This window comes from Streptomyces glomeratus (assembly GCF_021462825.1).
Taxonomy (GTDB): Bacteria; Actinomycetota; Actinomycetes; order Streptomycetales; family Streptomycetaceae; genus Streptomyces; species Streptomyces glomeratus.
Genome location: NZ_JAKEEB010000057.1, coordinates 1 through 22,011, shown reverse-complemented (window position 1 = coordinate 22,011; position 22,011 = coordinate 1). Strand labels below are relative to the sequence as shown.

At 67.9% G+C, this 22,011-nt stretch carries 23 protein-coding genes and 1 pseudogene; 13 read left to right on the top strand and 11 right to left on the bottom strand.

All coding sequences use genetic code 11. The features are described 5' to 3' along the window. Nucleotides 1–73: 73 nt before the first annotated feature. Nucleotides 74–1,564 (top strand): hypothetical protein, encoded by a 1,491-nt coding sequence (locus LZ604_RS33795; protein WP_443732473.1) that lies wholly within the window; start codon nt 74–76, stop codon nt 1,562–1,564. Here the strand turns inward: LZ604_RS33795 and LZ604_RS33790 are convergent. The 3 genes from LZ604_RS33790 to LZ604_RS33780 are packed head-to-tail and all read right to left on the bottom strand — an operon-like array spanning nt 1,495 to nt 3,190. Continuing rightward, nucleotides 1,495–1,737, bottom strand: a complete 243-nt coding sequence (locus LZ604_RS33790) for a hypothetical protein (RefSeq protein ID WP_234519923.1) — start codon at nt 1,735–1,737, stop codon at nt 1,495–1,497. The two genes, LZ604_RS33795 and LZ604_RS33790, sit on opposite strands and share 70 nt — an antisense overlap. 2 nt (nt 1,738–1,739) lie before the next feature. Continuing rightward, nucleotides 1,740–2,861, bottom strand: a complete 1,122-nt coding sequence (locus LZ604_RS33785) for a WXG100-like domain-containing protein (RefSeq protein ID WP_234519921.1) — start codon at nt 2,859–2,861, stop codon at nt 1,740–1,742. Further along, nucleotides 2,858–3,190 (bottom strand): WXG100 family type VII secretion target, encoded by a 333-nt coding sequence (locus LZ604_RS33780; protein ID WP_234519920.1) that lies wholly within the window; start codon nt 3,188–3,190, stop codon nt 2,858–2,860. The genes LZ604_RS33785 and LZ604_RS33780 overlap by 4 nt, the downstream gene beginning before the upstream one ends. A gap of 595 nt (nt 3,191–3,785) precedes the next feature. Between LZ604_RS33780 and LZ604_RS33775 the strand changes: the two genes are divergently transcribed. The 5 genes and pseudogenes from LZ604_RS33775 to LZ604_RS33750 all read left to right on the top strand — a co-directional run bounded on the left by LZ604_RS33775 (nt 3,786) and on the right by LZ604_RS33750 (nt 8,542). Continuing rightward, nucleotides 3,786–3,989: a hypothetical protein gene (locus LZ604_RS33775; RefSeq protein WP_234519919.1), complete on the top strand. Its 204-nt coding sequence runs from the start codon at nt 3,786–3,788 to the stop codon at nt 3,987–3,989. A gap of 189 nt (nt 3,990–4,178) precedes the next feature. Next, a pseudogene (locus LZ604_RS33770) lies at nt 4,179–4,260 on the top strand (Uma2 family endonuclease); the annotation flags it as partial. A gap of 1,070 nt (nt 4,261–5,330) precedes the next feature. Continuing rightward, entirely contained in the window at nt 5,331–6,107 is a 777-nt protein-coding gene (locus tag LZ604_RS33760; RefSeq protein WP_234519918.1) for an alpha/beta fold hydrolase, read from the top strand. A gap of 131 nt (nt 6,108–6,238) precedes the next feature. Beyond that, nucleotides 6,239–6,853, top strand: coding sequence for a hypothetical protein (locus tag LZ604_RS33755; protein ID WP_234519917.1), 615 nt, complete (start codon nt 6,239–6,241; stop codon nt 6,851–6,853). Between the two features lie 288 nt (nt 6,854–7,141). Continuing rightward, nucleotides 7,142–8,542 (top strand): IS4 family transposase, encoded by a 1,401-nt coding sequence (locus LZ604_RS33750; RefSeq protein ID WP_234519916.1) that lies wholly within the window; start codon nt 7,142–7,144, stop codon nt 8,540–8,542. Nucleotides 8,543–10,165: 1,623 nt separating this feature from the next. Here LZ604_RS33750 and LZ604_RS33745 read toward each other — a convergent pair. Further along, nucleotides 10,166–10,354 carry a hypothetical protein gene (locus tag LZ604_RS33745; RefSeq protein ID WP_234519915.1) on the bottom strand — a complete coding sequence of 63 codons (189 nt, stop codon included), beginning with the start codon at nt 10,352–10,354 and terminating at the stop codon, nt 10,166–10,168. A 324-nt stretch (nt 10,355–10,678) separates the two neighbouring features. Here LZ604_RS33745 and LZ604_RS33740 point away from each other — a divergent pair, with 324 nt between their 5' ends. Together LZ604_RS33740 and LZ604_RS33735 are read left to right on the top strand one after the other, a co-directional pair. Next, entirely contained in the window at nt 10,679–10,834 is a 156-nt protein-coding gene (locus LZ604_RS33740; protein WP_234519914.1) for a hypothetical protein, read from the top strand. A 91-nt stretch (nt 10,835–10,925) separates the two neighbouring features. Continuing rightward, nucleotides 10,926–12,143 carry a competence protein CoiA family protein gene (locus LZ604_RS33735; RefSeq protein WP_234519912.1) on the top strand — a complete coding sequence of 406 codons (1,218 nt, stop codon included), beginning with the start codon at nt 10,926–10,928 and terminating at the stop codon, nt 12,141–12,143. Between the two features lie 57 nt (nt 12,144–12,200). On the opposite strand, the gene LZ604_RS33730 is transcribed toward LZ604_RS33735, so the two are convergent. Next, on the bottom strand, nt 12,201–12,584 hold the full coding sequence (locus tag LZ604_RS33730) for a hypothetical protein (RefSeq protein ID WP_234519911.1): 384 nt from the start codon (nt 12,582–12,584) through the stop codon (nt 12,201–12,203). A gap of 303 nt (nt 12,585–12,887) precedes the next feature. Here LZ604_RS33730 and LZ604_RS33725 point away from each other — a divergent pair, with 303 nt between their 5' ends. Further along, nucleotides 12,888–14,123 carry an IS701 family transposase gene (locus tag LZ604_RS33725; RefSeq protein WP_372482260.1) on the top strand — a complete coding sequence of 412 codons (1,236 nt, stop codon included), beginning with the start codon at nt 12,888–12,890 and terminating at the stop codon, nt 14,121–14,123. A 271-nt stretch (nt 14,124–14,394) separates the two neighbouring features. Here the strand turns inward: LZ604_RS33725 and LZ604_RS33720 are convergent, their stop codons facing one another. The 5 genes from LZ604_RS33720 to LZ604_RS33705 form a co-directional block, all read right to left on the bottom strand. After that, nucleotides 14,395–15,636 carry an IS701 family transposase gene (locus LZ604_RS33720; protein WP_234519909.1) on the bottom strand — a complete coding sequence of 414 codons (1,242 nt, stop codon included), beginning with the start codon at nt 15,634–15,636 and terminating at the stop codon, nt 14,395–14,397. 118 nt (nt 15,637–15,754) lie between these two features. Continuing rightward, complete coding sequence (locus LZ604_RS35895) at nt 15,755–15,886, bottom strand: hypothetical protein (protein WP_267972169.1); 132 nt, start codon at nt 15,884–15,886, stop codon at nt 15,755–15,757. A 186-nt stretch (nt 15,887–16,072) separates the two neighbouring features. Beyond that, a complete protein-coding gene (locus tag LZ604_RS33715; protein ID WP_234519907.1) occupies nt 16,073–16,582 on the bottom strand; it encodes a hypothetical protein in 510 nt (169 codons plus the stop codon). Between the two features lie 43 nt (nt 16,583–16,625). Continuing rightward, nucleotides 16,626–17,021 (bottom strand): hypothetical protein, encoded by a 396-nt coding sequence (locus LZ604_RS33710; protein ID WP_234519905.1) that lies wholly within the window; start codon nt 17,019–17,021, stop codon nt 16,626–16,628. A 369-nt stretch (nt 17,022–17,390) separates the two neighbouring features. Then, nucleotides 17,391–17,666: a hypothetical protein gene (locus tag LZ604_RS33705; protein ID WP_234519904.1), complete on the bottom strand. Its 276-nt coding sequence runs from the start codon at nt 17,664–17,666 to the stop codon at nt 17,391–17,393. A gap of 245 nt (nt 17,667–17,911) precedes the next feature. Here LZ604_RS33705 and LZ604_RS33700 point away from each other — a divergent pair, with 245 nt between their 5' ends. The 3 genes from LZ604_RS33700 to LZ604_RS33690 all read left to right on the top strand — a co-directional run bounded on the left by LZ604_RS33700 (nt 17,912) and on the right by LZ604_RS33690 (nt 19,296). After that, a complete protein-coding gene (locus LZ604_RS33700) occupies nt 17,912–18,133 on the top strand; it encodes a hypothetical protein (protein ID WP_234519903.1) in 222 nt (73 codons plus the stop codon). Next, entirely contained in the window at nt 18,133–18,501 is a 369-nt protein-coding gene (locus tag LZ604_RS33695) for a fic family toxin-antitoxin system, toxin component (protein WP_234519902.1), read from the top strand. The genes LZ604_RS33700 and LZ604_RS33695 overlap by 1 nt, the downstream gene beginning before the upstream one ends. A 63-nt stretch (nt 18,502–18,564) precedes the next feature. Then, entirely contained in the window at nt 18,565–19,296 is a 732-nt protein-coding gene (locus LZ604_RS33690) for a prepilin peptidase (protein WP_234519901.1), read from the top strand. A 42-nt stretch (nt 19,297–19,338) separates the two neighbouring features. Here LZ604_RS33690 and LZ604_RS33685 read toward each other — a convergent pair whose 3' ends face one another. After that, nucleotides 19,339–20,655: an NsdA family TPR-like regulatory protein gene (locus tag LZ604_RS33685; protein WP_486388722.1), complete on the bottom strand. Its 1,317-nt coding sequence runs from the start codon at nt 20,653–20,655 to the stop codon at nt 19,339–19,341. A gap of 828 nt (nt 20,656–21,483) precedes the next feature. Between LZ604_RS33685 and LZ604_RS33680 the strand changes: the two genes are divergently transcribed. Continuing rightward, nucleotides 21,484–21,909: a hypothetical protein gene (locus tag LZ604_RS33680; RefSeq protein WP_234519900.1), complete on the top strand. Its 426-nt coding sequence runs from the start codon at nt 21,484–21,486 to the stop codon at nt 21,907–21,909. Nucleotides 21,910–22,011: the final 102 nt, after the last annotated feature.

Below are 22,011 nucleotides of genomic sequence, written 5' to 3'. Positions count from 1 at the left end.
GTACGCCTCCCTTGGGCTCGGCACGCTGGAACGCGCGCACGCCACCGGCCTTCCGGCGTGGTCGCTGATCGTCGTGGACGAGGCGCACCGGGTTTCGGGCCGGATCGGCAAGCCATGGGCGGTCGTCCACGACAACACCCGTATCCCCGCGCTGCGCCGCCTGTACATGACCGCCACACCCCGGCTCTGGCAACTCGACGAGGACACGGAGGCTGCACCGGGCGTGCCGGGTGAGCTGGTCGCGTCGATGGAAGACGATCCAGAGGGCCCGTTCGAGGCGCGGTGCTACACGCTGACGTTGTCCGAGGCGATCGACCGCGGGATCTGCGCCCCGCACCAGGTGGTGTGCGTGGACATCACCGACACCCATCTCCAGGCCGCCCAGCTCCTGGGCGTCGAGGCCCGCTCGGACCAGGTACGCGGCGCCCGGCTCGCGGCGCTGCAGACAGCGCTGGTAAAGGCCTCGGCCGAGGAAAGGTTCCGCAGGACGCTGGTCTTCCACCACGTCGTCAAGGAAGCCGAGGCGTTCGCGGCTGGCCTCCCCCACGTCGCCGGCCGGTTGTACGGGACCGATCCTGGGCTGTACCCGCGCGCGGTGTGGGCGGACTGGCTGTGCGGCGAGCACAAGCCGCTCCATCCGCGCCGGGTCCTGGACGAGTTCTCCCGGGGGGTCGCTGCTGACGGCACGGTCGTGGAAAAGACGTTCCTCGGGTCCGTCCGGGTGCTCGGCGAAGGCATCGATACATCCCACTGTGATTCCGTGTACTTCGCGAACGTCCGCGGCTCCATGCCCGACCTCGTCCAAGCCGTCGGGCGGGCGCTGCGGATGCAGCCCGGCGACGGCAAGGTCGCCTCGCTCGTGGTGCCGGTCCTGCTCGGGCCCAGCGAGACGGTCGACAACATGCTCACCTCGCGGGCCTACGGCGGCCTGGCCAAGCTGCTGGAAGCGCTCAGGGCACACGACGCCCGCGTCGTGGAAGCTCTGGCCCAGCCCCAGGCCCCAAGCCGTGTCAGGGGCGTACAGACCCGCAACGGGGACCAGGAGGGCCAAGACGAGAGGCCGGCCAGCGACCGAAGCGACCGACTCTCGGGACCGGCCCGGGAACTGCTGAAATTCAGCACGCCCCGGGACCCGGCGCAGCTGGCGGCATTCATCAACCTGCGCGTCCTCAACCCCGAACACGCCCACTGGCGACGCGGCATCGAAGCCGCCACCATCTACCACCGGCTCCACACATGGTCACCACAGCCACACGTCAAGGGCGACGACAGCAATGCCGATCGTGATGATCATCGGCCCGATCGTGTAACCGGCCCACTTCCTTCGGCCTACGAGGTCCCGCATACCGATGGACATGGCTCCACCGACAAGGACGATCACGAACCCCGCGAGCAGGACGAGCGCCGCAAAGAAGGAGACCCAGCCGGTGTCGTAGTTCGGGTTGTTGTGCGCGACCCCCGCCAGGATCATGTCGCCGGGCCCGTCGTGCACTGTCACAACAGCCCGAAGCTCCAGCCGGCGATTGCAAGACCGATCACGAGGATCACCGGCCCGAGAACGTAGTTGCCCAACTTCTTCTGATCGCTGACGCTCCAGAGAGCGACGGTCAGGGCGGCGCCGATGACGACGATCAGGCACCCGCCAACCCCGAGGAGCGCCCAGAAGAAGCCGGCCCAGGTGGCGGGGTGGTCCGGGTTAGGGTTCGAAACGGCCGCAAGCCTCACGTCGCCGATCATGCTCACTCGTCCTTCGCCAGATCCTGGACATCCGCCTCGATGCCGGAGCCGGCAGCGTAGACGCCCGTGTTCAAGGTGGTTCCCACAGTGTTCTTGAACGCGCTGTCGGCCAGCTCGCCCCGGTCACTGAGGTTCTTGCCGCCGAGACTCCCGTGCTGCTCCAAGGCATGGTTGACGCCGTGGTTCTGGGCGTTCCCGAAGGCACCGGTTGCGGCGTTCGTGAGGGCGTTCTGGCCCATCGTCGAGGCATCCCGGTCGTTGGCGATGTCAGTCGTGAGTCCACCGGCCACGTTGCCCGCGGCGCCGTTGACGGTGGTGCCCAGCAGGCCGTCTCCCCTCAGGATGTTGCCGACCACCCCGGTCAGTCCGGCTGCGTCCGCAAGCGCCGCGCCGCCCCCAGTGAACACGGCTGTTCCGCCGGCGGCCCAAGCGCCGCTGGCGAGGTCGTCTCCGACGGTCACGGGCTGGCCGTTAACGGCCTGGTTGAGCATCGTGCTGCCCGAGTCCGCCACGAAATTCGTGACGAAGCTCTCGGCACCCTTCTTGAGGAACTTCGCGGCGAACTCGGCCACCTTCGCCAGCTTCACCGCCCCTTCCTCGCTGAGCTTGCCGAACCGCTCCAGCAGCGCCGCCACCTTCTCAGCCGCCGACGTGAACAGCTTCACCAGGTCGACGATCTTGGCCACCCGCGTGGCCACGGCCGTGTTCGCGACGAGGTCGGAGAGGAAGCCGGTGAAGAAGGACAGCGCCGCGCCGGCGATCTCCATCTCGGCGATCTCGACACAGATGTCGATGATCTCCTCGTTGATCTTGTCGATCTCGTCGGCGTACGCCCGCAGCCCGTCGGCCACCTGGTGGAAGTTGCGCGCGACGTCGTCGATGACGCGCTTCTGCTCCGCCCAGTGCTTCTCGAAGGCATCGCGGGCCTCACCGTGCCAGCCCTGCTTGTCCACGCCCCCGATGGCGACGTCGATGGCATGCACGACCTCGGTCAGCTCGTCGCCCATGGTGTCCCAGGCACGGGCGATCGAGCGGAGCGTGGCGCCGTCACCACCAGGAAGCTCCACCCCGCACGCCTGGAGGATCTCCAGCACCTTGCCGTCGATCCAGCCGTTGATGCTCACGCCGAGCCTCCCGACGGCTGGGTCGCGGCACGAAGGTGGACCATGGCGGTCCGGTCCGAGTCCTTGTAGTTGGCGGCGTTGAGACGCAACCGGTCGCCGTCACTGGTGAGCACCCCGGGCAGGTGCCCGAGTGCCTTGACGGTGCTGTCCAGCAGCGTCTGGTACTTCTGCGCCGCACCGTCGCAGGCGCCGAGCAAGCCGAAGGCCTCTCCGACCTCGGATGCGGTCGCCGCGAAGTCGTCGACCGGGTTCGCGAGGCCCTTCGCTTCCCTGTCGAACTTCCCAGCAACGTCAATCAGAGTGTCGGGGTCGACACCGAACTGGCTCATCCCGCTCCCCCGTCGTCAAGTACGTGAACAGACCAGCAGTACTGGAGGGAGCAATCCGCCGGGAAGGGTGGTTTGCGGGATCAAGACCCGATGATGTCGCACCCTTTGACCAAAGGAACCACTGTCTTGAAGTCGCTGCTGTCATGCACCGGAAATCATGGGAATTGGTTGGCGACTTCTTTGCGTGGTGCACTGAGGCCCTGCCGCTGTGGAGATCGTTCTCCCCGGGGAGACGCGTCCAACTCGTGGGCAGCGCGGGGCTGTCGGTCGGCCGAAGTCCGAGCCGGTTCTGACCGAAGGCGAGCGGACCGAGTTGGTTGGACCATCTACACCTTTTATGCACCAGATTGACGTTATATCAGGGGTATGTTCCTTGGAATCACGGCCCTGAGGCAGCCATCCGCCAGCCGCCGCCACCCCACCTCGTCGACGGCGTTCACCCGAAAGTGAGTAACGGTGAGGCCCGGCGCCGGTGGGCTCCGCGCTGCCCGTCCCGCATCCGAAATCAGTCGTGCGGCGACGATGCCCGTGCCGTGGTCAGTGAGGTCGGCCGCCGCGCCGGGCTGCGAGATCGAGGCAGATGGTGCGGTTGCAGATGATCACCGTGTCCGCGACCCGGCTGACCTTGAATTGGCTGTGGCGGTTTCTGCAGGCCACACCGGCCGCCGCCACCGCAGCTTGCTGGTCGGTGATCATCTTCGAATGTGGGTTCCTCTTGACCCTGTTCGCCGGGCCGGTGCTGCTACAGACGCTGCTTGTTCTCGGCATCAGCGGTGATGAGCCCGCCACCGGCTGGTGACAGGCCGGCAGACGCCGACGTGCGGACCCACGCCGTCGTGCTGGACAACGCACCCTGCGCCGCCGCCACGAACCAGCGAGCATCCGGCGGCTGCGCACGGGCGCGCCGGACGGATGGCAGACAGTCCGCTGAATCCAGCGAGATCGGGCCGGCTGCACAGTGCCCGGGAGGTGCTTCACGACGGCCGAGATGGTGGCCCCGGCGTGGATGCGTGAGCAGATCACGGCAGAGGAGTACGAGTCCTGGTCCGAGGAGCAGTGCGCGGGCACTGGGCACCGGCTGGCCGCAGTACAACGTGCTGACCGCGCCCGGCGACATCACCGGCGACAGCCGTACAGACCTGATCGTGCGAGCTGGAAGGCTGCTGGAAGTCCCGGGTTCTGGCCCCGACTCGGTCGAGTCGGGGCCAGCCTTGCAGCGCATGGTGGGGTCGGTGGGACACGGTCCAACGCCTGATGGGGAAGAGGCCGCTCCATCGACGTGTACGGCGCGCAGGGACTTCGCCGCCGGAGCACCGCACGCTCCGGCCAATGACGACCCCGCCCGCCATCAACTCGCAGGGGGGTAGCACACAGGTCATATCAATAACAACGGAGAGTTCCCATGAGCGATATAACGCCTCCGCCCACCGCCGGGCCGGTCCGGCGCCCTGGTTCGACGCCAGGCGGGGCCGGCGTCGGTGGCGGGACCTCGACCACGGGGTGATGCGGGTCTTCCGGGAAGCCGACGCGCCGCGGGTGGACTGCTGCCGACACGGGGTGACGGCGGTGCCCGGGGCCCGTCACGGCACTGGACCCACCTACGCCTTCGACCAGCAGGCCGCCTGGATGGCCTCGGAGTGCTCCAAGAGCGCCACCGGGCTGGGGCTCCCGAGCTTCTGTGGTGGGTTCATGCTTCGGACGATACCTGGATTGGGCTTGACAGCCCAGTCCGGGACAGCGTTAACTCCAGGAGTGGGCCGACAAGCCCAAAGCGACCGTCGGCACCAACCCGTACGGGAGCCCGGCAGCACCGCGTACACGGCGCCTGCAGTGAACCCCGACACACAGAGAGAGCAAGAAGATGAGCGACAGCAAGCTGTCCAGCGAAGATCCACGTACCGGAGCAGGGAAGATCAACAAGCTCATCGCGCTCATCACGGCTGTGGTGGCTCTCCTGGTGGGTTCCGTGGCTTTGAGCTCCGGAGCATGGGGTGAGAGTCGCGAGCATGACTCCTCGGCACTCCGCCCGACGTCGTCTTACCCGCAGTCTCAGCCACCCGCTGGTTTTCGGTCCAAGTTCGCGGAAGTGAATGGATTCCGTATGCACTACGTGCGGGGTGGTAAGGGTTCACCTGTGGTGATGATCCACGGGTTCCCCGAGGACTGGTCCGAGTGGCGCAAGGAGATGGTTCCGCTCTCCAAGAACCACACCGTGATCGCCGTCGACCTGCGTGGTGCCGGCCAGTCCCAGGTCACCAAGAGTGGCTACGACGCAGTGCAGTTGTCGAAGGACGTACATCAGCTGCTGACACAGCTGAAGCTCAACAACGGCGTCCAGGTGGTCGCCCACGACATCGGTATGTGGGTCGCCTACGGCTACGCGGCGCAGTACCGCTCGGAGGTGCGGAGCATGGCTGTGATGGAAGCTCCCGTCCCGGACAAGAGCATCTACACCTACGCCGCGCTCAACGCCGACCCGAACAGGCCCTCGCCGTGGCACTTCGGCCTGTTCCAGATGCCTCTCGCTGAAAAGCTCATCGCCGGTCACGAGCGCGTCATCGTCCACGACATGATGCTTGAGTACGTGAACCGCGACAAGTCGCCGTTCACGGCGTCGGACTTCGACTACTACTCCCACTTCCTGAAGGAGCCCGGCCGTGCGACGGCCTGGATGAACGTCTACCGTGGGCTCCGCACGGATGTTCAGCAGAACAAGGAGTTCCTGGCCCAGGGCAAGCTGAAGATGCCCATCCTGGCGATCGGTGGTGAGTACTCCTTCGGTTCCGGAGTCCCCAACCAGTGGCACGAGTACGCTGAGAACGTCCAGGGACGAGTCCTGGCCAAGACCGGCCACTTCGTGAACGAGGAGAGGCCGAAGGAAGTGACCGCCGCACTGCAGTCCTTCCTGCAGAAGTAACTCTCACCATCCAGGGATGAGCAACGGCCATCCCCGCGGACGGCAAGGAACAGCTCCGTAGACAGGATCGCGCCGGTGGTCACGAAAGTCTCCACCGGCGCGATCCCGTGCCGCAACGGTCGAGGGACCGGATGAACAGGGCGTGGGAGCTGGTCGAGGAGCGGTCCGTCGTCGAGCGGGAACTGGAGCTGCAGGCCCGCATCGCGGAGCTCGACGACAAGAGATCCCGCCTGGTCGGTGAGGGGGCCGTCGCCACTCCGCGCCCGACCCAGCACATCCCGACCGCCACGGTGGGCAACTTCGACTCCATCCTCCAACAGACCCTCAATGCCTGGCAGGTACCGGCCGCCGACCACGCCGAATACGACCAGTACTACGCCGAGATCCGCGCGGGCGGCCGCAAGCGGATCGAGTGCGGCCAAGGTATGCGCGCGGTCCTGCACTCGGCTTTCACCACGGCGCTGGCCTGCTTCTGCATGGACCGGGACCTGCACCATCTCGGCTTCGTCGTCCTGGACTCACCCGTGGTCACCTACCGCGACCCGGAACCCGACGACATCGACGACGTGGAACTGACCTCCACCGTCGTGGACCGGTTCTACAAGGACATGCTGTCCTTCCCCGGCCAGGCCATCATCGTCGAAAACGGCGACCCGCCCACCAAGGTGCTCTCCGAAGCCGTCACCTACCACTTCACCGGAACGGCAAGCGGCAGAGCGGGCTTCTTTCCCTCATCCATGCACTAGCACCGAACCAGCTCATGCCGCCTGGCACCTTTTTATCGAGGGCGTGAAGCGGCTGCTGCGGTGACCGCCTTGGCGTGGTGTGGCCGACAGCTGACGCGCTACCTCCCTCGCGGCCCGTCCGCCCCGCCGCTGACGGCGACGGTGCACGGGCCGCACTCCCCTCCTCCTTGCCGCGCCGGTCGGTGCCGCGGAATCGGGGGTCCGGGGGCCGGCGAAGGCCAATGCAGTTGCCTTTGAGTTGAGGAGATCGTTGCCCTGTGTGTGACGGGGTGGGGTGCGGGCCAGCGGGTGCGGATCGGGATCCTGACGAAGGTATTCACCGCCGAGCTGGTGGACGCGGCGATAGCCAAGCACGACCGAGCCGAGCGGCGGCGGCGACTCCTGTCGGCTCGGCTGGTCGTGTACTTCGTCCTGGCCCTGTGCCTGTTCGCCCGGGAGTCGTACGAGGAGGTGCTACGGCTGCTGACCAGCGGCATCCCGGGCAGCCGGGCCCTCGCGCTGGTGAATCGTTCGTCGTTATGCCGGGCTCGCGCTCGGCTCGGGGAGGACGTGCTGGAGACCGTGTTCCGCCAGGTAGCCGGCCCGCTAGCCACCGCGGACACGCCCGGAGCGTGGTGGCGGGGGCTGCGGCTCCTCGCCCTGGACGGCACCCAGTTCGATCTTCCGGATTCAACGAGCAACGGCGACGCCTTCGACGGCCCCTCCACCACCGGCGGTGTCCCCTTCGGGTTCCCCCAAGTCAGGGCGGTGGTCCTCGCCGAGATCGGAACGCACGGAGTCCTCGATGCCCGCCTTGGCGGTTACCGTGACGGCGAACGCAGCCTCGCCTACCCGCTGGCCGACTCCACCGGCCCCGGTGACCTGGTCATCGCCGACCGCGGCTTTTGGTCGGTCGAGTTCTCGCACGTCTTCACCATGGCAGGCGCGGAGCTACTGGTCAGGCTCCAGTCCAACCACCTCGGCACCGCCCAAGAAGAACTTCCGGACGGCTCGTACATGTCGATGGCGCGACCGGGCAAGGAAGTCCGGCTCCGAGCCGCGAGGGAAGGCCGGACGCTGCCCCGGCACGTGATTTACCGCGTCATCGCCTTCGAGAAGGACGACAAGGTCGCCTACCTGGGCACGACGTTGCTGGACCCTGAGCAGTACCCGGCATCCGAGCTGGTCGCGCTCTACCGGGAACGTTGGGAGATCGAGCTGGCCTTCGACGAGATCAAGAACCACCTCGGCCCTGGTGGACCGATCAGGTCACGCAACCCGGAGGGCGTCCGCCGGGAACTGTGGGCCTACCTCGCCGTCCACCACGCAATCCGCCAGTTCGCCCACAGGGCAGCGCTCGCACGCCCCTCAGTGGACGCCGACCGCGTCTCCTACCTGAACTGCGTCCCCATCATCCGCCGCAGCATCCCGTCTCAGCGCGGAGCGACCACCGCCAAGCTCACCCGCTCGTTCGCCGAGGCCGAACGGGAGGCCCGCAGCCGCCTCCTCCCAGCCCGCCGCAGCCGGGACTGCCCACGCGCGATCAAGAAGCCGAACCGCTGGCCCGTGCTGAGGACCCGCGCCAGACAGGGCACCGTCCAACCTGGCCGCTGGGCCCACAATCCGACCTCAAAGCCGAAGAGCACCCGCCGGGCCGGAAGGCCGGCACTCAAGGGACACGGCCTCGGAACTGGTAGGAGCGCATGTTGACGTGTCGCGTATTCGCCGCCGATGGCGGCCGGAAGATCACTCTGTGCGCTTGCTGCGCGGCCGGTGGGCCGCGTCCTTGGACAGGTCCAGTGGGCAAGGCTGGTCAGCCACACTGACCGGTAACCGTACGTACGTCCCGCGCGTGAGATCGATTCGCCTGATTGGCTATGCACTCCTAAGATGGCCATTATTAGCCCACTTGTCCGGGGGTCAGGTGCGAGCTGAAATCGACTAGGGACAGCGTAGAACGCCCGATAGCGGTTGTGAAGGCCATCCACATACTCCTAAGGGTATGGAGGCGTCTTTCCTGGGCCTGACATAGTCGAATTCTTCGATGCAACCATCTCTTAGGGAGACGGAGCATGATGAAGTCAAGGGGGATCGTTCTTTCGAGAGTGCTCATTCTCATCCTCGCTCAGCTCGCTTTGCTCACCTCCAATCAGGCTAGCGCCGCGGGTTCGTCGGAGACCTTTTTGACCAACGTTGGGTCCGGTCTCGACGCATCCGTAATCGGTGCCCTGTGTCACGAGAATGTGACTTGCCTCAGGGGTCGACGCATTTGGCTGGAAACGCGCGAGGAAACATGGGCGAGCCACGAAGGCATCTTCCACTTCGACGGACAGTATGGCGCTTACTATAAAATCCGATGGTTCAATAGCAACCTATGCGCGCATCCGACAGGCAGGGGAAACGGAAGTCTAGTCGTTCTCGCCGACTGCGATTCGCCGGGAAATCAGTGGAGGGTCGAAGGGTTTTTCGGCACTACTACTGGGGCGCACGTGGTCTCCAAAAACAGCGGACGGTGCCTTGATGCCAGCAACCCTAATTTTCCGAGGCCGCCTCGACCGCTAGCTTTCCTGCAAATATGGGACTGCACCAAGGCGCCCGACGACGCCTGGGATGTGAACCAAGAATGGACATTCGATTGACTTCCGCCTGAATTCTGTGAGGGCTGACTGCGTCCGCAGTCTGCTGGCGCCGGTGGGACGCAAGAACGGCTGGCAGTCGGCCGAGTGCACCGGCACCGCGACCCGGCCGATCTGCCGCACATGCTCAACGGCGCCCGGACGAACGCCGACGCGGTCCGGGACGTCCGCCTCACCACGTAGGACACGTTCTAAAGCAACTGCATTGGCCGGCGAAGGCCCCCGACAGCCACCGGCCGTCACCCCACCCGCCATCAGTCGCCGCCCAGCGCCCAGCTACTGTCCTGCGGCACCGCGAAGGCGAGCTTCCAGGGCTTGTGGCCCGGGGCGGTGCACTCCGCCCACAGGCGAATGGGGGCCGAGCGGTACTCGTCGCGCCAACGCTGCTCCCGGTCGTCACCTCGATACCGGGGGGGGGCCGGAGGGACGCGTCGAGGGCAAGTCGCCGGCGGTCGCCGGGGAGAAGCGGGAAGGCCGGGACCGACCGGCCCAGCTCGTCCGCGTCATCGACCCGGGGCCGGAATCGGTACGGCCCCCAGATGACTTGCTCTGTCTCCTCGGGTGTCGGCGTACCCGCCAGGTAGGGAAGCTGAGAGCGGTCAAAGTCGTCCCGGACTTTCAAGGCGACGGCGAGTTTGCCGAGTGTGGCCGGGCCGTCGAAGCGGACGTACAGCACCTCATGGGGATCAGTCTGGAGCTAGATCCTCAGTTGTGGCCTCAGCTCTTTGTGCCAGCGGTCCCGTTCGATCTGTGCGACGGCGGCCGCCGTCTCGTTCGCGTTCCAGGCCGCCTTGTTCGCCTCGCTGGAGGCCTTCCATGCGCCGTAGGCCGCAGCGCCGGTGAACGCTGCCGAGGCCAGGGCTATGGACGTGTCGAGGATGCTCATGCCGGACTGTATAGCTCACCCGCCCCGGCCGGTTCTCGTGGCGCCGCGGCATGTCCCAGCTGGAGCGCGCCGCCGTCGGGTCGCGACTAGGCTCCGGTCTCCTATTTCTGCCCCACGGTGCAAGGTAGAGCCACGTGCGCTGTGCCAGGCGGCCGCGTGCGAGGCGTCGGCGCCCTCGGTGCCGGTTACCAACCTGCGGACACCTCCTGGAATCCTGGAAGGAAGCCACCCGGCATCAACTCGTACTCATGCGCTGCGCTCCTGTCCAAGAGCCGCAGTCGCCTCGGAAGGGGTGGACCATTCCGACGCGACTGGAGACGGCGCATGACGACGATTCACCACCTGCTGACCCCCGAGCACCTGGCCACGGCCGGGGCCGGGATCGGGGCCGCCCACGGGCTCTACCTGCTGGCCCGGGACGTCGTCCGGGACGCGCTGCGGCTGCTGCGCCCAGCCACCGGACGGTACCGCCGCCGCTAGGACGCACCCCGGCGGCCTTGATCGCCCCTACCGCCGTGTCAGACCCGGCCGAGACGATGGGCGGGCGACGCCATGACGTGGGGGGAGCGCTGTGAGTTTCACTGCCGTACACGCGGAGCGGGGCCGTCTGGAAGCCTCCCTGCCGAATCTCGGCTGCGGCTGGGACTGGAGTGCGATCCACCGGGTGCGGCCGCCGGTCCCCCTGGCGTGCCGGGAGTGTGGCCACGGGATGCTTGCCAAGGTGTCGCCCCTGGGCCTGCGGTTCTTCGCCCATGCGCCTGGGGCTCCGACGTGCACGCTGGCGGAGGAGTCCATGGCCCACCACCTGCTCAAGCTGGAGCTTGCTCAGGCGGCCCGCGCGGCCGGATGGATGGCCGAGCTGGAGGTGAGCGGGCCGGACGGTCGTTGGCGGGCGGGCGTCCTCGCCTCCACGGCCAACAGCCGGTGTGTCGCCCTGGAGGCGCAGTTGCCGAGCACCACCGCAGCCGAGATTCGTGCCCGTACGCAGCGGATGGGGGCTGACGGCGTACGGGCCTACTGGTTCAGTGACCGCAGCCGGATTCCCTGGCTGGGCGCCGTTCCCTCGGTGCGGCTGGCCCGGCAGGGCGAGGACCTGGTCGCCGTCGAGCCCATGGCACGGTTCACCGGGGCCTACTGGGACCCCGAGCCGTCCATACCGCTCTCCGAGTTCGTGGGCAGGGTCCTCACCTCGCGACTCGTCTCGCACGCTCCACGCACGCCGCAGCGTCACGTGGTCCGACCCGTGACGTGGCTGTGGGCCTATCCCAAGTGCGTACTGGCGGAGGCCAAGAAGCTGGGAGATGAGGAAAAGCAGCAGCGCGCGGCACAGGAGGAGCAGGAACGTGCCGAGCGGCGGGGGTACGCCCGGCAGGAGGCCGCGCTCGCCGAACGTACGGCGCGCTCCGACCCGGACCGGGCGGCCCTGGCCCGGCACTCCGCCCGGCTGCCCGGGATCGATCGAGCCATCACCCAGGCCGTCGACATGTTCCGCACCCGCGTCACTGTCGGCTGGAGTGTGGGAGACAGCGGGTACGCCAGCGGCGTCCCGCTCGTCAACGACCACGGGACCCTGCTGGCCGTCTTCGACCCGCTCCCGCTGGCCGGCCCCTGTCCCGACTTCCTCCTGGACGTCGGGCTGCCGATGCTCTTCCCCACGGAGGAACGACGCGAGCGCTTCGAGGAGCATCGAGCCACTGGTGAGCGATTGCGTCGGTTGCGCCAGCAGGCCATAGCCGCGGCGCTCGCCGACGACGAGTGGCCGCCGCGGCGGCTGTCCTCCCCGGCCTGAGTCCCCGTAAGACGTGGCTCTACCTTGCACCGTGGGTCAGAGATAGGAGACCGGAGCCTACAGACGCTGGGCGAGGGTCTCGCAATACGCCAGGGGAACCGTCGCCTGGTACAGGTCGCCCTCGGCCGCGATTCGGGAGGCCATCTCGAGCATCAGCGCTATACTCTGCAGCGTCTCGTCTCCACCGTCGGCGGCGTCTTCGCCCAGACGGGCGCCCAGTACGCGGTCCGCTTGGTCCAGGACCTCGGGCCAGACACCGGCGTGCGTCTTCGGATCCACCCCGGTCAGGGGCGTCAGCCACAGGTCAGCGTGCGACTGGAGCAGCTGCTCGGCCGACCGGTAGTCCAGGACGGACCCACAGGACAGTCGCAGCCCGTCTGCGTCGGCCGTGATCCCGGGCCACCCGGGCAGGGCCTGGGAGTGGGCGGGGCACAGGAGCATGAGCCAGGCCGGCGGCTCACCCGGAGCACCAGGGCCCTGCCGGAGCGCGGTCCGTTGCGGTGCAGTCCAGGACCTGGCGGAGCCCGGTCAGTTGTCGGCCGGCGGTGAGCTGCTTGATGTCGGACGGCACCTTGGGCTCCTTCGGCGGCTAGTACTCCAGCAGCGTTTCGCTATCTGGCCTGGGTAGAGGCATCGTCGGGAGTGTAGTTGGCTGCTGGCACGTCAGGGGCTGTCTTGCCGGACCACCCCTCCAACGAATGACATCGAGAACTGTCTGCGCGGTGATGAGGGCAGCCTCCCCGCGTGATCGACGACCTTGCCGACGCGACCTGGGACCGTGAACTCGACGACCTCTTCCTGCGCATCGGCCACCGTTTCGGCCGTGCCGACCTGCGACGCCGCATGCGTGACTACGTCCGCGCCCTGCTCGGCCCGGTCGGCCGCAAAAACGGCTGGCAGCTGGCCGAACACGCAGGCCACCGCACCCCCGACGGCCTGCAACGGCTACTGAACGGAGCCACCTGGAACGCCGACGATGTCCGCGACGACCTGCAGACATACGTCGCCGACAAGCTCGGCGAGGCCGACGGAGTCCTCATTCTCGACGACACTGGCTTCGTCAAAAAAGGCACCACCTCCGCGGGCGTGCAGCGCCAGTACTCCGGCACCGCCGGCCGCACCGAGAACTGTCAGATCGGAGTCTTCGCCGCCTACGCCACTTCCCGCGGACGCGCCTTGGTGGACCGCGAGCTATATCTGCCCAAGTCCTGGACGGACGACCGCCAACGCTGCCGCGCCGCCAAGATTCCTGATGAGAGGGTCTTCGCCACCAAACCAGAACTGGCCAGGGCCATGGTGCTGCGCGCACTCGCCTCCCCGCTGCCGATCGCCTGGGTGACCGCGGATGCCGCCTACGGCCAGGAGTGGCGCTTTCGCCGGATGCTGGAAGAAGCCGCAGTCGGCTACGTGCTCGCCGTCCCGAAGTCCCAGCCGGTGCCCCACTTCGGCCGGATCGACTATCTCTTCAGCCAGGCACCGGATGAGGCATGGGAGCAACGTTCGTGCGGCGACGGCGCCAAGGGCCTGCGTGTCTATGACTGGGCGGCGGTCCAGCTCCCGGTGATCGAGGACTTCGACGGTGAGCGGCCTACCCACCACCGCTGGGCGCTGGCCCGGCGCAGTATCAACAGACCCGATCAGATCGCCTACTACCTCGCATACGCGCCGGTGGGAACCGACGTCGACCGGCTCGTGCGCGTTGCCGGGCGCCGGTGGGCGATCGAGGAATGCTTCCAGGCCGCGAAGAATGAATGCGGCCTGGACCAGTACGAAGTCCGCCGCTACGTCGGCTGGATGAGGCACATCACCCTGGCCATGCTCGCGCATGCCTTCCTCGCGGCCACGGCGGCCCAGGCGGCGGCAAAGGGGGATGCAGAAACGGTTCCACCCTGGTTCCGATCACCGTGGCAGAAGTCCGCCGGCCCTTGGCAACTGGCCCTGCACACCGGCCCCGCCCGCCCCTTCGCATCCATGCGCTGAGTTGGTCGCGATGGCGGCGAAGGCGCCAGGCCGTGGCCCGGCACTGTCACTACCGACGACGATGTCATTCGTTGGAGGGGTGGTCCGGCAAGACAGCCCCTGACGTGCCAGCAGCCAACTACACTCCCAACGATGCCTCTACCCAGGCCAGATAGCGAAACGCTGCTGGAGTACTAGTACTCCAGTCAGATTTCGTGTCCTGAGCTGGCTCTTTTTCGGTAGTGGCAGCGGCGGGCTGTGGCTTTGTGGCGTCTGCGCCAGTGGGACCAGTTCAGGGCGTGGAGGCGTCTGTCCTGGTGGGGGCGGGGATGTGGCAGGAGAGTGTCCAGCAGGCGCCTGATCTCTGCCACGGTGAGCGGGGCGAGGGCTGATCCGTTTCTGCTGCCCCCCTTGCGTCACCGTCTGTCTGGGCGGCGAGGGCGGTCAGGAAGGCGTGGGCGAGCATGGCCAGGGTGATGTGTCGATACCAGCCGAGGTAGCGGCGGACCTCGTACTCGTCCAGGCCGCACTCATTCTTCGCAGCCTGGAAGCATTCCTCGATCGCCCATCGGCTGCCGGCGATCCGGACCAGTTCGTCGAGCTCGATGCCGACGGGTGCGTAGGCGAGGTAGTAGGCGACCTCGGCGGGGTCGGACAGGCTGCGGCGGGCCATCACCCAGCGGTGGTGGGTCGGCGGATCGGGGTCGAAGATCAGGTTGGCGGGCAGTTTGGCCGCGGCCCAGTCATAGATCCGCGGCCCCTTCGCTCCGTCGCCGCAGGACAGCCGCTGCCAGGCATCACCGGGTGCTTCGTCGATGAGCTGGTCGATGCGCCAGATTCCGGCCAGGGACTTGATCTGCTGGGACTTGGGCACGGCGACCACGTAACCGACGTCGAGTTGCTCGAGCAGGCGGCGGAAGTGCCAGTCCTGGCCGTAGGCCTCGTCCGCGGTGACCCAGGCGGCGGGCAGACCGGCGGCCACGCAGCGGCGCACGATGTCTCGGGCCAGTTCCCCCTTGGTGGCAAAGCCCCGCTCGTCGGGGATTTTCGCCGCCCGGCACCGCTCGCGGTCCGACGTCCAGGACTTGGGCAGGTAGAGCTCTCGGTCGACCAAAGCCCTGCCCGAGCCAGTGGCGTAGGCGGCGAACACCCCGATCTGGCAGTTGTCGATCTTTCCCGAGGTGCCGGTGTACTGCCGACCCACCCCCGCCGACGTGCTGCCTTTCTTGATGAAGCCGGTGTCGTCGATGATTAACACCCCGCCCGGGCCAAGCCGTTCGGCGACATAGGCCCGGACATCGTCCCGGACCGCGTCGGCGTCCCATCGGGCGCCGTTGAGCAGGTGCTGCAGACCTGCCGGGTCGCGGTGGCCGGCCCACTCGGCCAACTGCCAGCCGTTCTTGCGTCCCACCGGCGCCAGCAGACCGCGGACATAGTCCCGCATCCGCCGGCGCAGATCCACCCGGGCAAAGCGGCCCGCCACCCGAGCGAACACCGCCTCCAACTCACCCTGCCACCGGTCGACTTCGGCCATCGCCTCCATACCCGGACAACGACAACCACCAGCTCAGGACACGAAATCTGACTGGAGTACTAGGTCGCATCCACCGCCTGGCGGTGGTGCGCCAGCGGCCCGGGTACCGGTGCGGGGGTCACTCGAAGAACTTCAGCATCAGGCAGAAGCCGAGCCGGGTCGCCCCGCTCTTGTTCGCCACCAACGGCCAGTCGCCGTCCACCAGCGTCCAGCACGCCACCACGTCCTCGGGCGACCACTCCTGCCGCACGGCGTTCCCCTCCCTCGCCTGGGACGAGTCTCCCGGAGCCAGAAAGGCGCTGCATGACGATCCGACAAGCTACCGGCTGGTTACTTCACCCCTGGGGCCAGAGATAGGAGCCCGGCGCCGGGAGTCCCGTGGGTTCACGGAAACCGAAGTCTCTTCAGTGTGAACCCACCGGTCCACCGATGTGCTTCAGGTCAGTGGATCCGTGGGTTCGGGTGCAACACGAGGATGCTGAGTGAGCCGAAGAGCTTCGGCCAGAACTTCGGCGTCGACCTGTGCCGGTGTCTTGTCGCCGTATTCGAGGATGTCGTACTCGTCGTCCAAGTTGGCAAGTTGTTCGACCAAGGGCAGTTCGTGCCCGAAGCGCTGGTGGATCCGAAAGGCCAGCTCGCGTGGTGTCAGCGCGCCGGCCAGCGTCCGGGCGGCGAGTGCTCGTGCGGCGGCTTCCTGTCCGGCAACGCTGCCGGCTGGGTAGAAGGTGAGGCCCAATTCATGGAGTGCTGGGGGAAGGAGGTCGGGGACGTCGTAATCCGCCTCCGCGCGTGTGCACGCGGCCAGCATCCGCAGGGCGGGACTGTCGAGGCCAGCGACGAGCGCATCGCAGGCGCCAGTGACGACATCGGTTGCACGGATCTCGCCCATGCTCCAGAGAACGGCACGGTCCTGAAGCTCGCGGGCTGCTGGTTCGGTCGACGTCATCTGTCCATGATCTCGTCACCAGGTTGAGCAAAGCGAGCCGGTTTCACTGCGATACCTGCTCGGCAGCCTCTCCCAGAAGCGCGCGTGCTGAGTCCGCGTAGCGGATGGCGGTCGTCTCGTCGACACCGAAGACGAGGGCGAGGTGGAGGGGGTCTGCGCCGTGGGTGAGGGCCTCTTCGAGCTGGCGGTCGACGCGGAGCCGTTCGAGGGTGGCGGTGAGGTTGCGGGTGGCTCGGGTGGTCCAGAGCGTGCCGGCCGGGCCGAGCTCGACGGCGGTCTTCTGGGTGATCAGCAGGTGCGGGTTGGCTGTATTCGGCCAGCGGTTGCGGCGATAGCCGAGCCAGTCCAGCACGGCACGGTGTGTGAGGTCGTCGAGGGGGCGGACGTGGCCGCCGACGGTGATGCGCCGGTTGCCCAGGTCGACGTCGTTCAGTTGCATCGTCCGGATCATCTTCGGCCGTGCCGCGTGGACGGCGGCCAGGGCGACGATGAGCCGGATGTCTGGGGTGATGGCGGTGGCGATGGCCTCGTCGATTTCTGCCTGGACGAGGGCTTGGAGGACGCCACCGGTCTGTCGGGGGACCTGGATGCGGATCGTGGGGTTGCGGAAGACCTGGCCGTTCTTCTTCGCGTGCCGGAACAGCGACCGCAGCGCGACGATTCGGCTCTCGCGCTGTTTGCCGGTGACGGCGTCCCGGGCCGCGATGATGTCATCCCTGGTGACTTCTCACAGGTGGTCGTAGTGGCTGGACCACTCCAGCAGCACCGACTGGATCTCTCCCAAGTAGGCCCATCAGCCGTGATGGGTTCAAAGGCCGATGCCGCGGCTGACGGGGTCGTGCCAGCGCACTGCCCTGCGCACGTACTCCCAGAAGACGGGGCTGTTGGCGGCATGCCCGCTCTGGCGGCGTACCTCGTCGGGGCGCTTGCCCTGCTCGATCGCGGTGATGATGAACCCGGACCGGGGCGGCGGGCATCGGAGCGGGAGCGGCTGGCGATGCTGCCTCAGCTGGAGAAGGCGGCGCGGATCCTGGCGAAGGCGTCGAAGATCCTCACCGAGGAGCTGGATCTGGTCGCCGAGCATGACGCGGACATGGATGTCGCCGCACTGTGGGCGGCGGTGGAGGAGGCCGTGCCGCGTACGGCGGTGGCCGGGGCCGTCGCCACCGTCGAGGCCCTGGTGCCGGAGGATGACGGGTCGACCCGGACGCGCTGCCGAGCAGATACTACTTTCAGTAGTGATTCGATTACACTTGATGCACAGTCGTCCGGCGACCTCGCTTCCGGTATCCACTCCCACGCGGCGCCCGGCGCGGCTACCGTGGGGGCATGGCGAAGGAGATCCGCATCAAGGTCGACGACGAGACGTACGAGGAGCTGCAGCGTCGCGCCGCCGACGGCCACGAGGACCCAGATCAGTACGCGAGCCGGCGGCTGACCGACGACCTTGCGCGCACCCGGTTCCTCGAGGGCGCGAGGGCCTTCGTCGAGGAGCACGGGCAGGCCTTCGCCGACCGCTTCGGGACCGGCCCCAGCAGCCACGCCGCCTGATGCCGCCCGTTGTGCTCATCGACGAGCGATGGCTGCTTGATATCGCGCAGAACCTTGTGCCCGGCGACCCCGACGTCACCGACTACGGGGCGCTGGCCGCCGCCGTTGCCCGGCACCGACACGAGGTCATGGGCACTTTCGTCTACCCGGCCGCGCACCACCGAGCGGCCGCCCTCCTGCACGCCCTCGCACGGATTCCCGCCCTCGAGCACTCGAACGAGCTGTTCGCCGCGCAGGTCGCCTACGCCTACCTCCACGCCAGCGGCATCCAGGTCAAGGTCGGCAGCCAAGAGGCGATCGCGTTGGTCATCGACGCCGTCGAGGGACGCCGCGACGTGCGCCAGGTCGCCGATGCGCTGAAGAACTAGGGCTGATCAGCCAAGACGGCCCACAGGAGCGGCCCTCAGACAGCTGAACCTAAGCTCCCGCAGGTGGAGAACATCCTGATCATCGCGGCCGCTGTGCTGTGGGGCTGCGGCACGGGCCTGATCATTTCCCGTCCTGCGTACCGGCTCTCCGTGCCGCCCGAGGAACCGTGGCGGTCGGCGTGCCCGGCCGGCCATCCCCTCACGGGTAGCGGCGGCGGCTGGCTGGGGCGCGCTCGCTGCGCCGCCGGTGACACCTACGGGCCGAGCACACTCTCCGCCGCCTCGCTCACGGCCGTGGTCTGCGCCCTGCTGGCAGCCGCCACCGGAGCGCACCCCGAGCTGATGGTCTGGCTGCTGCTCGCCCCGGCCGCCGTGCTGCTCGCCACCGTCGACTTCGCGGTGCACCGGCTCCCCGACGCGCTCACCCTGCCGCTCGCCGCGGCCGCGCTCGTGCTGCTCGGCGTCGCCGAGGTGCTGCCCGGTGCCAGCGGCAGCTGGACGTCCGCGCTGCTCGGCTCCCTCATCCTGGGGGCCTGCTACTTCGTGCTCTTCCTGCTGAGCAAGGGTTTCGGGTTCGGCGACGTCAAGCTCGCCCTCGTCCTGGGCGCTGTCCTGGGCTGGTACGGCTGGCCGATCGTCCTGGTCGGGACGTTCGCTGGGTACCTGTTTGGCGCGCTGTACGGCGTCGGTCTCATCCTCGCGCGCCGCGCCGGGCGCAAGTCGTCGATCCCGTTCGGCCCGTTCCTCATGGCGGGAGCATTCGCCGGGATCCTCCTGGGTTCCCATGGTCTGTGAACGTGGGAGCTCAGGTGATGTCGAGTGGTTCTCCTTTTCCCGCTAGGCGGCAGCGAGCTGGAGGAGTTCCGGAACGCCCTGGGCGTGGGCGTAAGGCTGGAAGCGGGGGAGGAGGTCGTCAACGAGGCGCACGCAGCGGGGGGCTCCGATGCGGCGGGCCAGGAGCAGGGACTGCGTGGCGGCGGCCGCGGCGGGTTCAGGTTCCTTCATATCGAGGTAGCTCGCGGCGCGGTAGGCGAGGAACACGCCCTTCGTCTTGTCCCGGGCGGGCGGCAGCAGGCGTTCGCCTTCGCTGATGAGCTGGTGGGCGTGGTTGATGTCGCCGAGGTCCAGGAGCGCCTGGCCGGAATCTACGGCGAGATCGGCATCGGAGACCCAGGCGCACCAGGCGGGCCGGTCAGCGCCGGCGTCGTTGAGATGTTTCTCAGCCGCGGCGAGGGCGCGCAGGACGGCACGGCGTTCGCCCCGGCCACCCCGTGCGGCGAGGGTGCGGGCGAGGCGCAGCTGGAGCAGGCAGCGCGCGGCGGGGTTCTGGGCGCGGGTCAGGGCGTAGTTGAGGATGTTGGCTGCGGTGGTGTGGTCGCGGCGCCACGCGGCCTGGTAGGCGAGGTCGCCCAGGAGGCCGGCGCCCATGTCGTGGCCGCCTGCGGCGTGGGCGTTGTGCAGACCGGCGATCCAGTACTGACTGGCGTAGGTGTGGCGGCCCAGATCGAAGCGGTGCCAGGCCACGGTCTGCGACAGGGAGGCGGCCAGGGTGTGCAGGCGCAGTCCGACGGCGCGTGTATAGCAGCCGTGGTCGATCAGCTTGGTCACGGTGGATAGATGGGCGTCAAGGAGCGTGGGGGTGTGCTGCCGCTCCTCGGTGGCCAGTCCGGCGAGATGCTGGGCGGAGTTCTCCAGCCAGGTGATGAGGTCATCGCTTACCGGTTTGCCGTCGCGGGCTTGAGCGAGCGCACCGGTGGGGCCAGCGGCCCAGTCCGCGGCCAGCGCGGACAGGGCGGCGCCTGAGATCGTCAGGAAGGTACGGCGTTCCATCGCTGTTCGCAGGGCCTCTCTAAGGGCGGGCACGGAGCTTTCAGGGCCGAGGGGAACCACGCCGTCCGTGGTCAGCGGAATCCAGGTCGGCCAGTCGTCGCTGCGGACGATGTCCGCGGGCAGCCCGAGCGCTTCGGCGATGTATGACTGCGATTCACCGTTGGGTTCCACGCCGCGCTCCCATTTGCGCACCCGCGCCTTGTCAGTCCCTGAACGCAAGCCCCGTCGGCGGGCGGCGGCTTGAACTCCGGCTGCGAGCGCGTCCTGCGTCATGCCGCGAGCCATCCGCGCGACGGCCAGTGGGTGACGAGTGGTCTCTTCCACGCTTCCATCCAATCACCCACAGCGCACGCTCAGTAACTGATTGCAGAAACCGGGACTCCCACAGGACTCCCAGCGAGCCTCAACCGGCTCCCGGTCGTTGAGCCGAGCCGGGGATAGCAGGCTGCAGAGCGGTCAAAGCCGTAGCGGCAGGCGTGACGAGGGGCGTCTCACGCGGAGGCGGCGCCGTAGGCGTCGACCGGCGGGGGCAGAGCGCGGAGGCGGTCGTGAAGGTCGGCAACGCCGTCGGCGGGCCGGGTCGCGAGGAGTCCGTCCAGGCGCTTGAGCCGGGTGCGGGTGGAGCGCAGGCGGCTGGGCTCGCATCCGGTCGAGCACGTCCAGGCCCCGTTGAGCAGCGTCGGATGGCTGGTCGGACGCCTCTGCCTGGGCGAGGACGAGCGTTGCGGCTGCCCACCCCGGTGTGCCGGTCGTGCATGCCGCCGCGGAGCTTTCGGCCTGGGAGCGGGCCTTGTCGGTGCGGCCCAGTGCGAGATAGGCCTCCGCTCGGTGCAGGGACAACTCGGCTGCGTCGAATCCGAATCGGCCCGGAGCTTCGCCGAGCGGGTCGGCCTCGAGCTCCCTCAGTGCTTCCTCGAGGGCAGCGGTCGCCTCCCGGTCTTGGCCCTGCTGAGCGAGCGTGGGCAGCAGGGCCAAGGCGTGCAGCTGAGCCCGGACGAGCCCGCCAGGGGCGGCCGCAGCGCCGCGTTCAGCGTAGGTGAGCGCGGCAGAGAGGTTGCCGGTGCTGCGCGCCACCATACTCAGCGCCCCGTACGCCCATGTAGCCAGGGCCGCATCACCGCACCGGTCCGCGTACGTGGCGGCGGTGCCCAGGTGAGCGCGAGCGCCAGCGAAATCCTCCAACTGGAACGCGGCATTGCCCAGCAGAGCCGACAAGCGGCCGACCTGACGCTGCGTCGCCGTTCTCCCCCCACCCGGGGAAAGCGCTCCGGCCAGCAGCGCCCGCATGGCACGGACCTCCTGGAACAGAACCGAGACGGGATGGCAGGAGTAGTAGAGGGCGTAGTGGTCGACCGCGGCCTCGGCGAGTTCGTCCACCAGGTCGCCGCCGGCGGGCTCGGCCAGGAGCGCCAGTTGGAGAGACTCTCTGACAGCCGGAAGCCCAGCATCAGTGGTCATCGGATCCGCCCCTTCCTGCCGACCGGACGCGGCGACGCCAGCGTCCTGGCGACCGTACCCGATCATTTCGGCTGTCCACGCGGACAACTGCCGTACACGCTGAACCTGATGAAGGACTAGTAGGACTCCGTTAGGTCTGTGTGTTGACCTTGTTCAGGGGCACCGTGAGTGTGTGGACGCACATGAAGTGAACCGTGTTCGGGCGACGTTGGCGTTATTCGT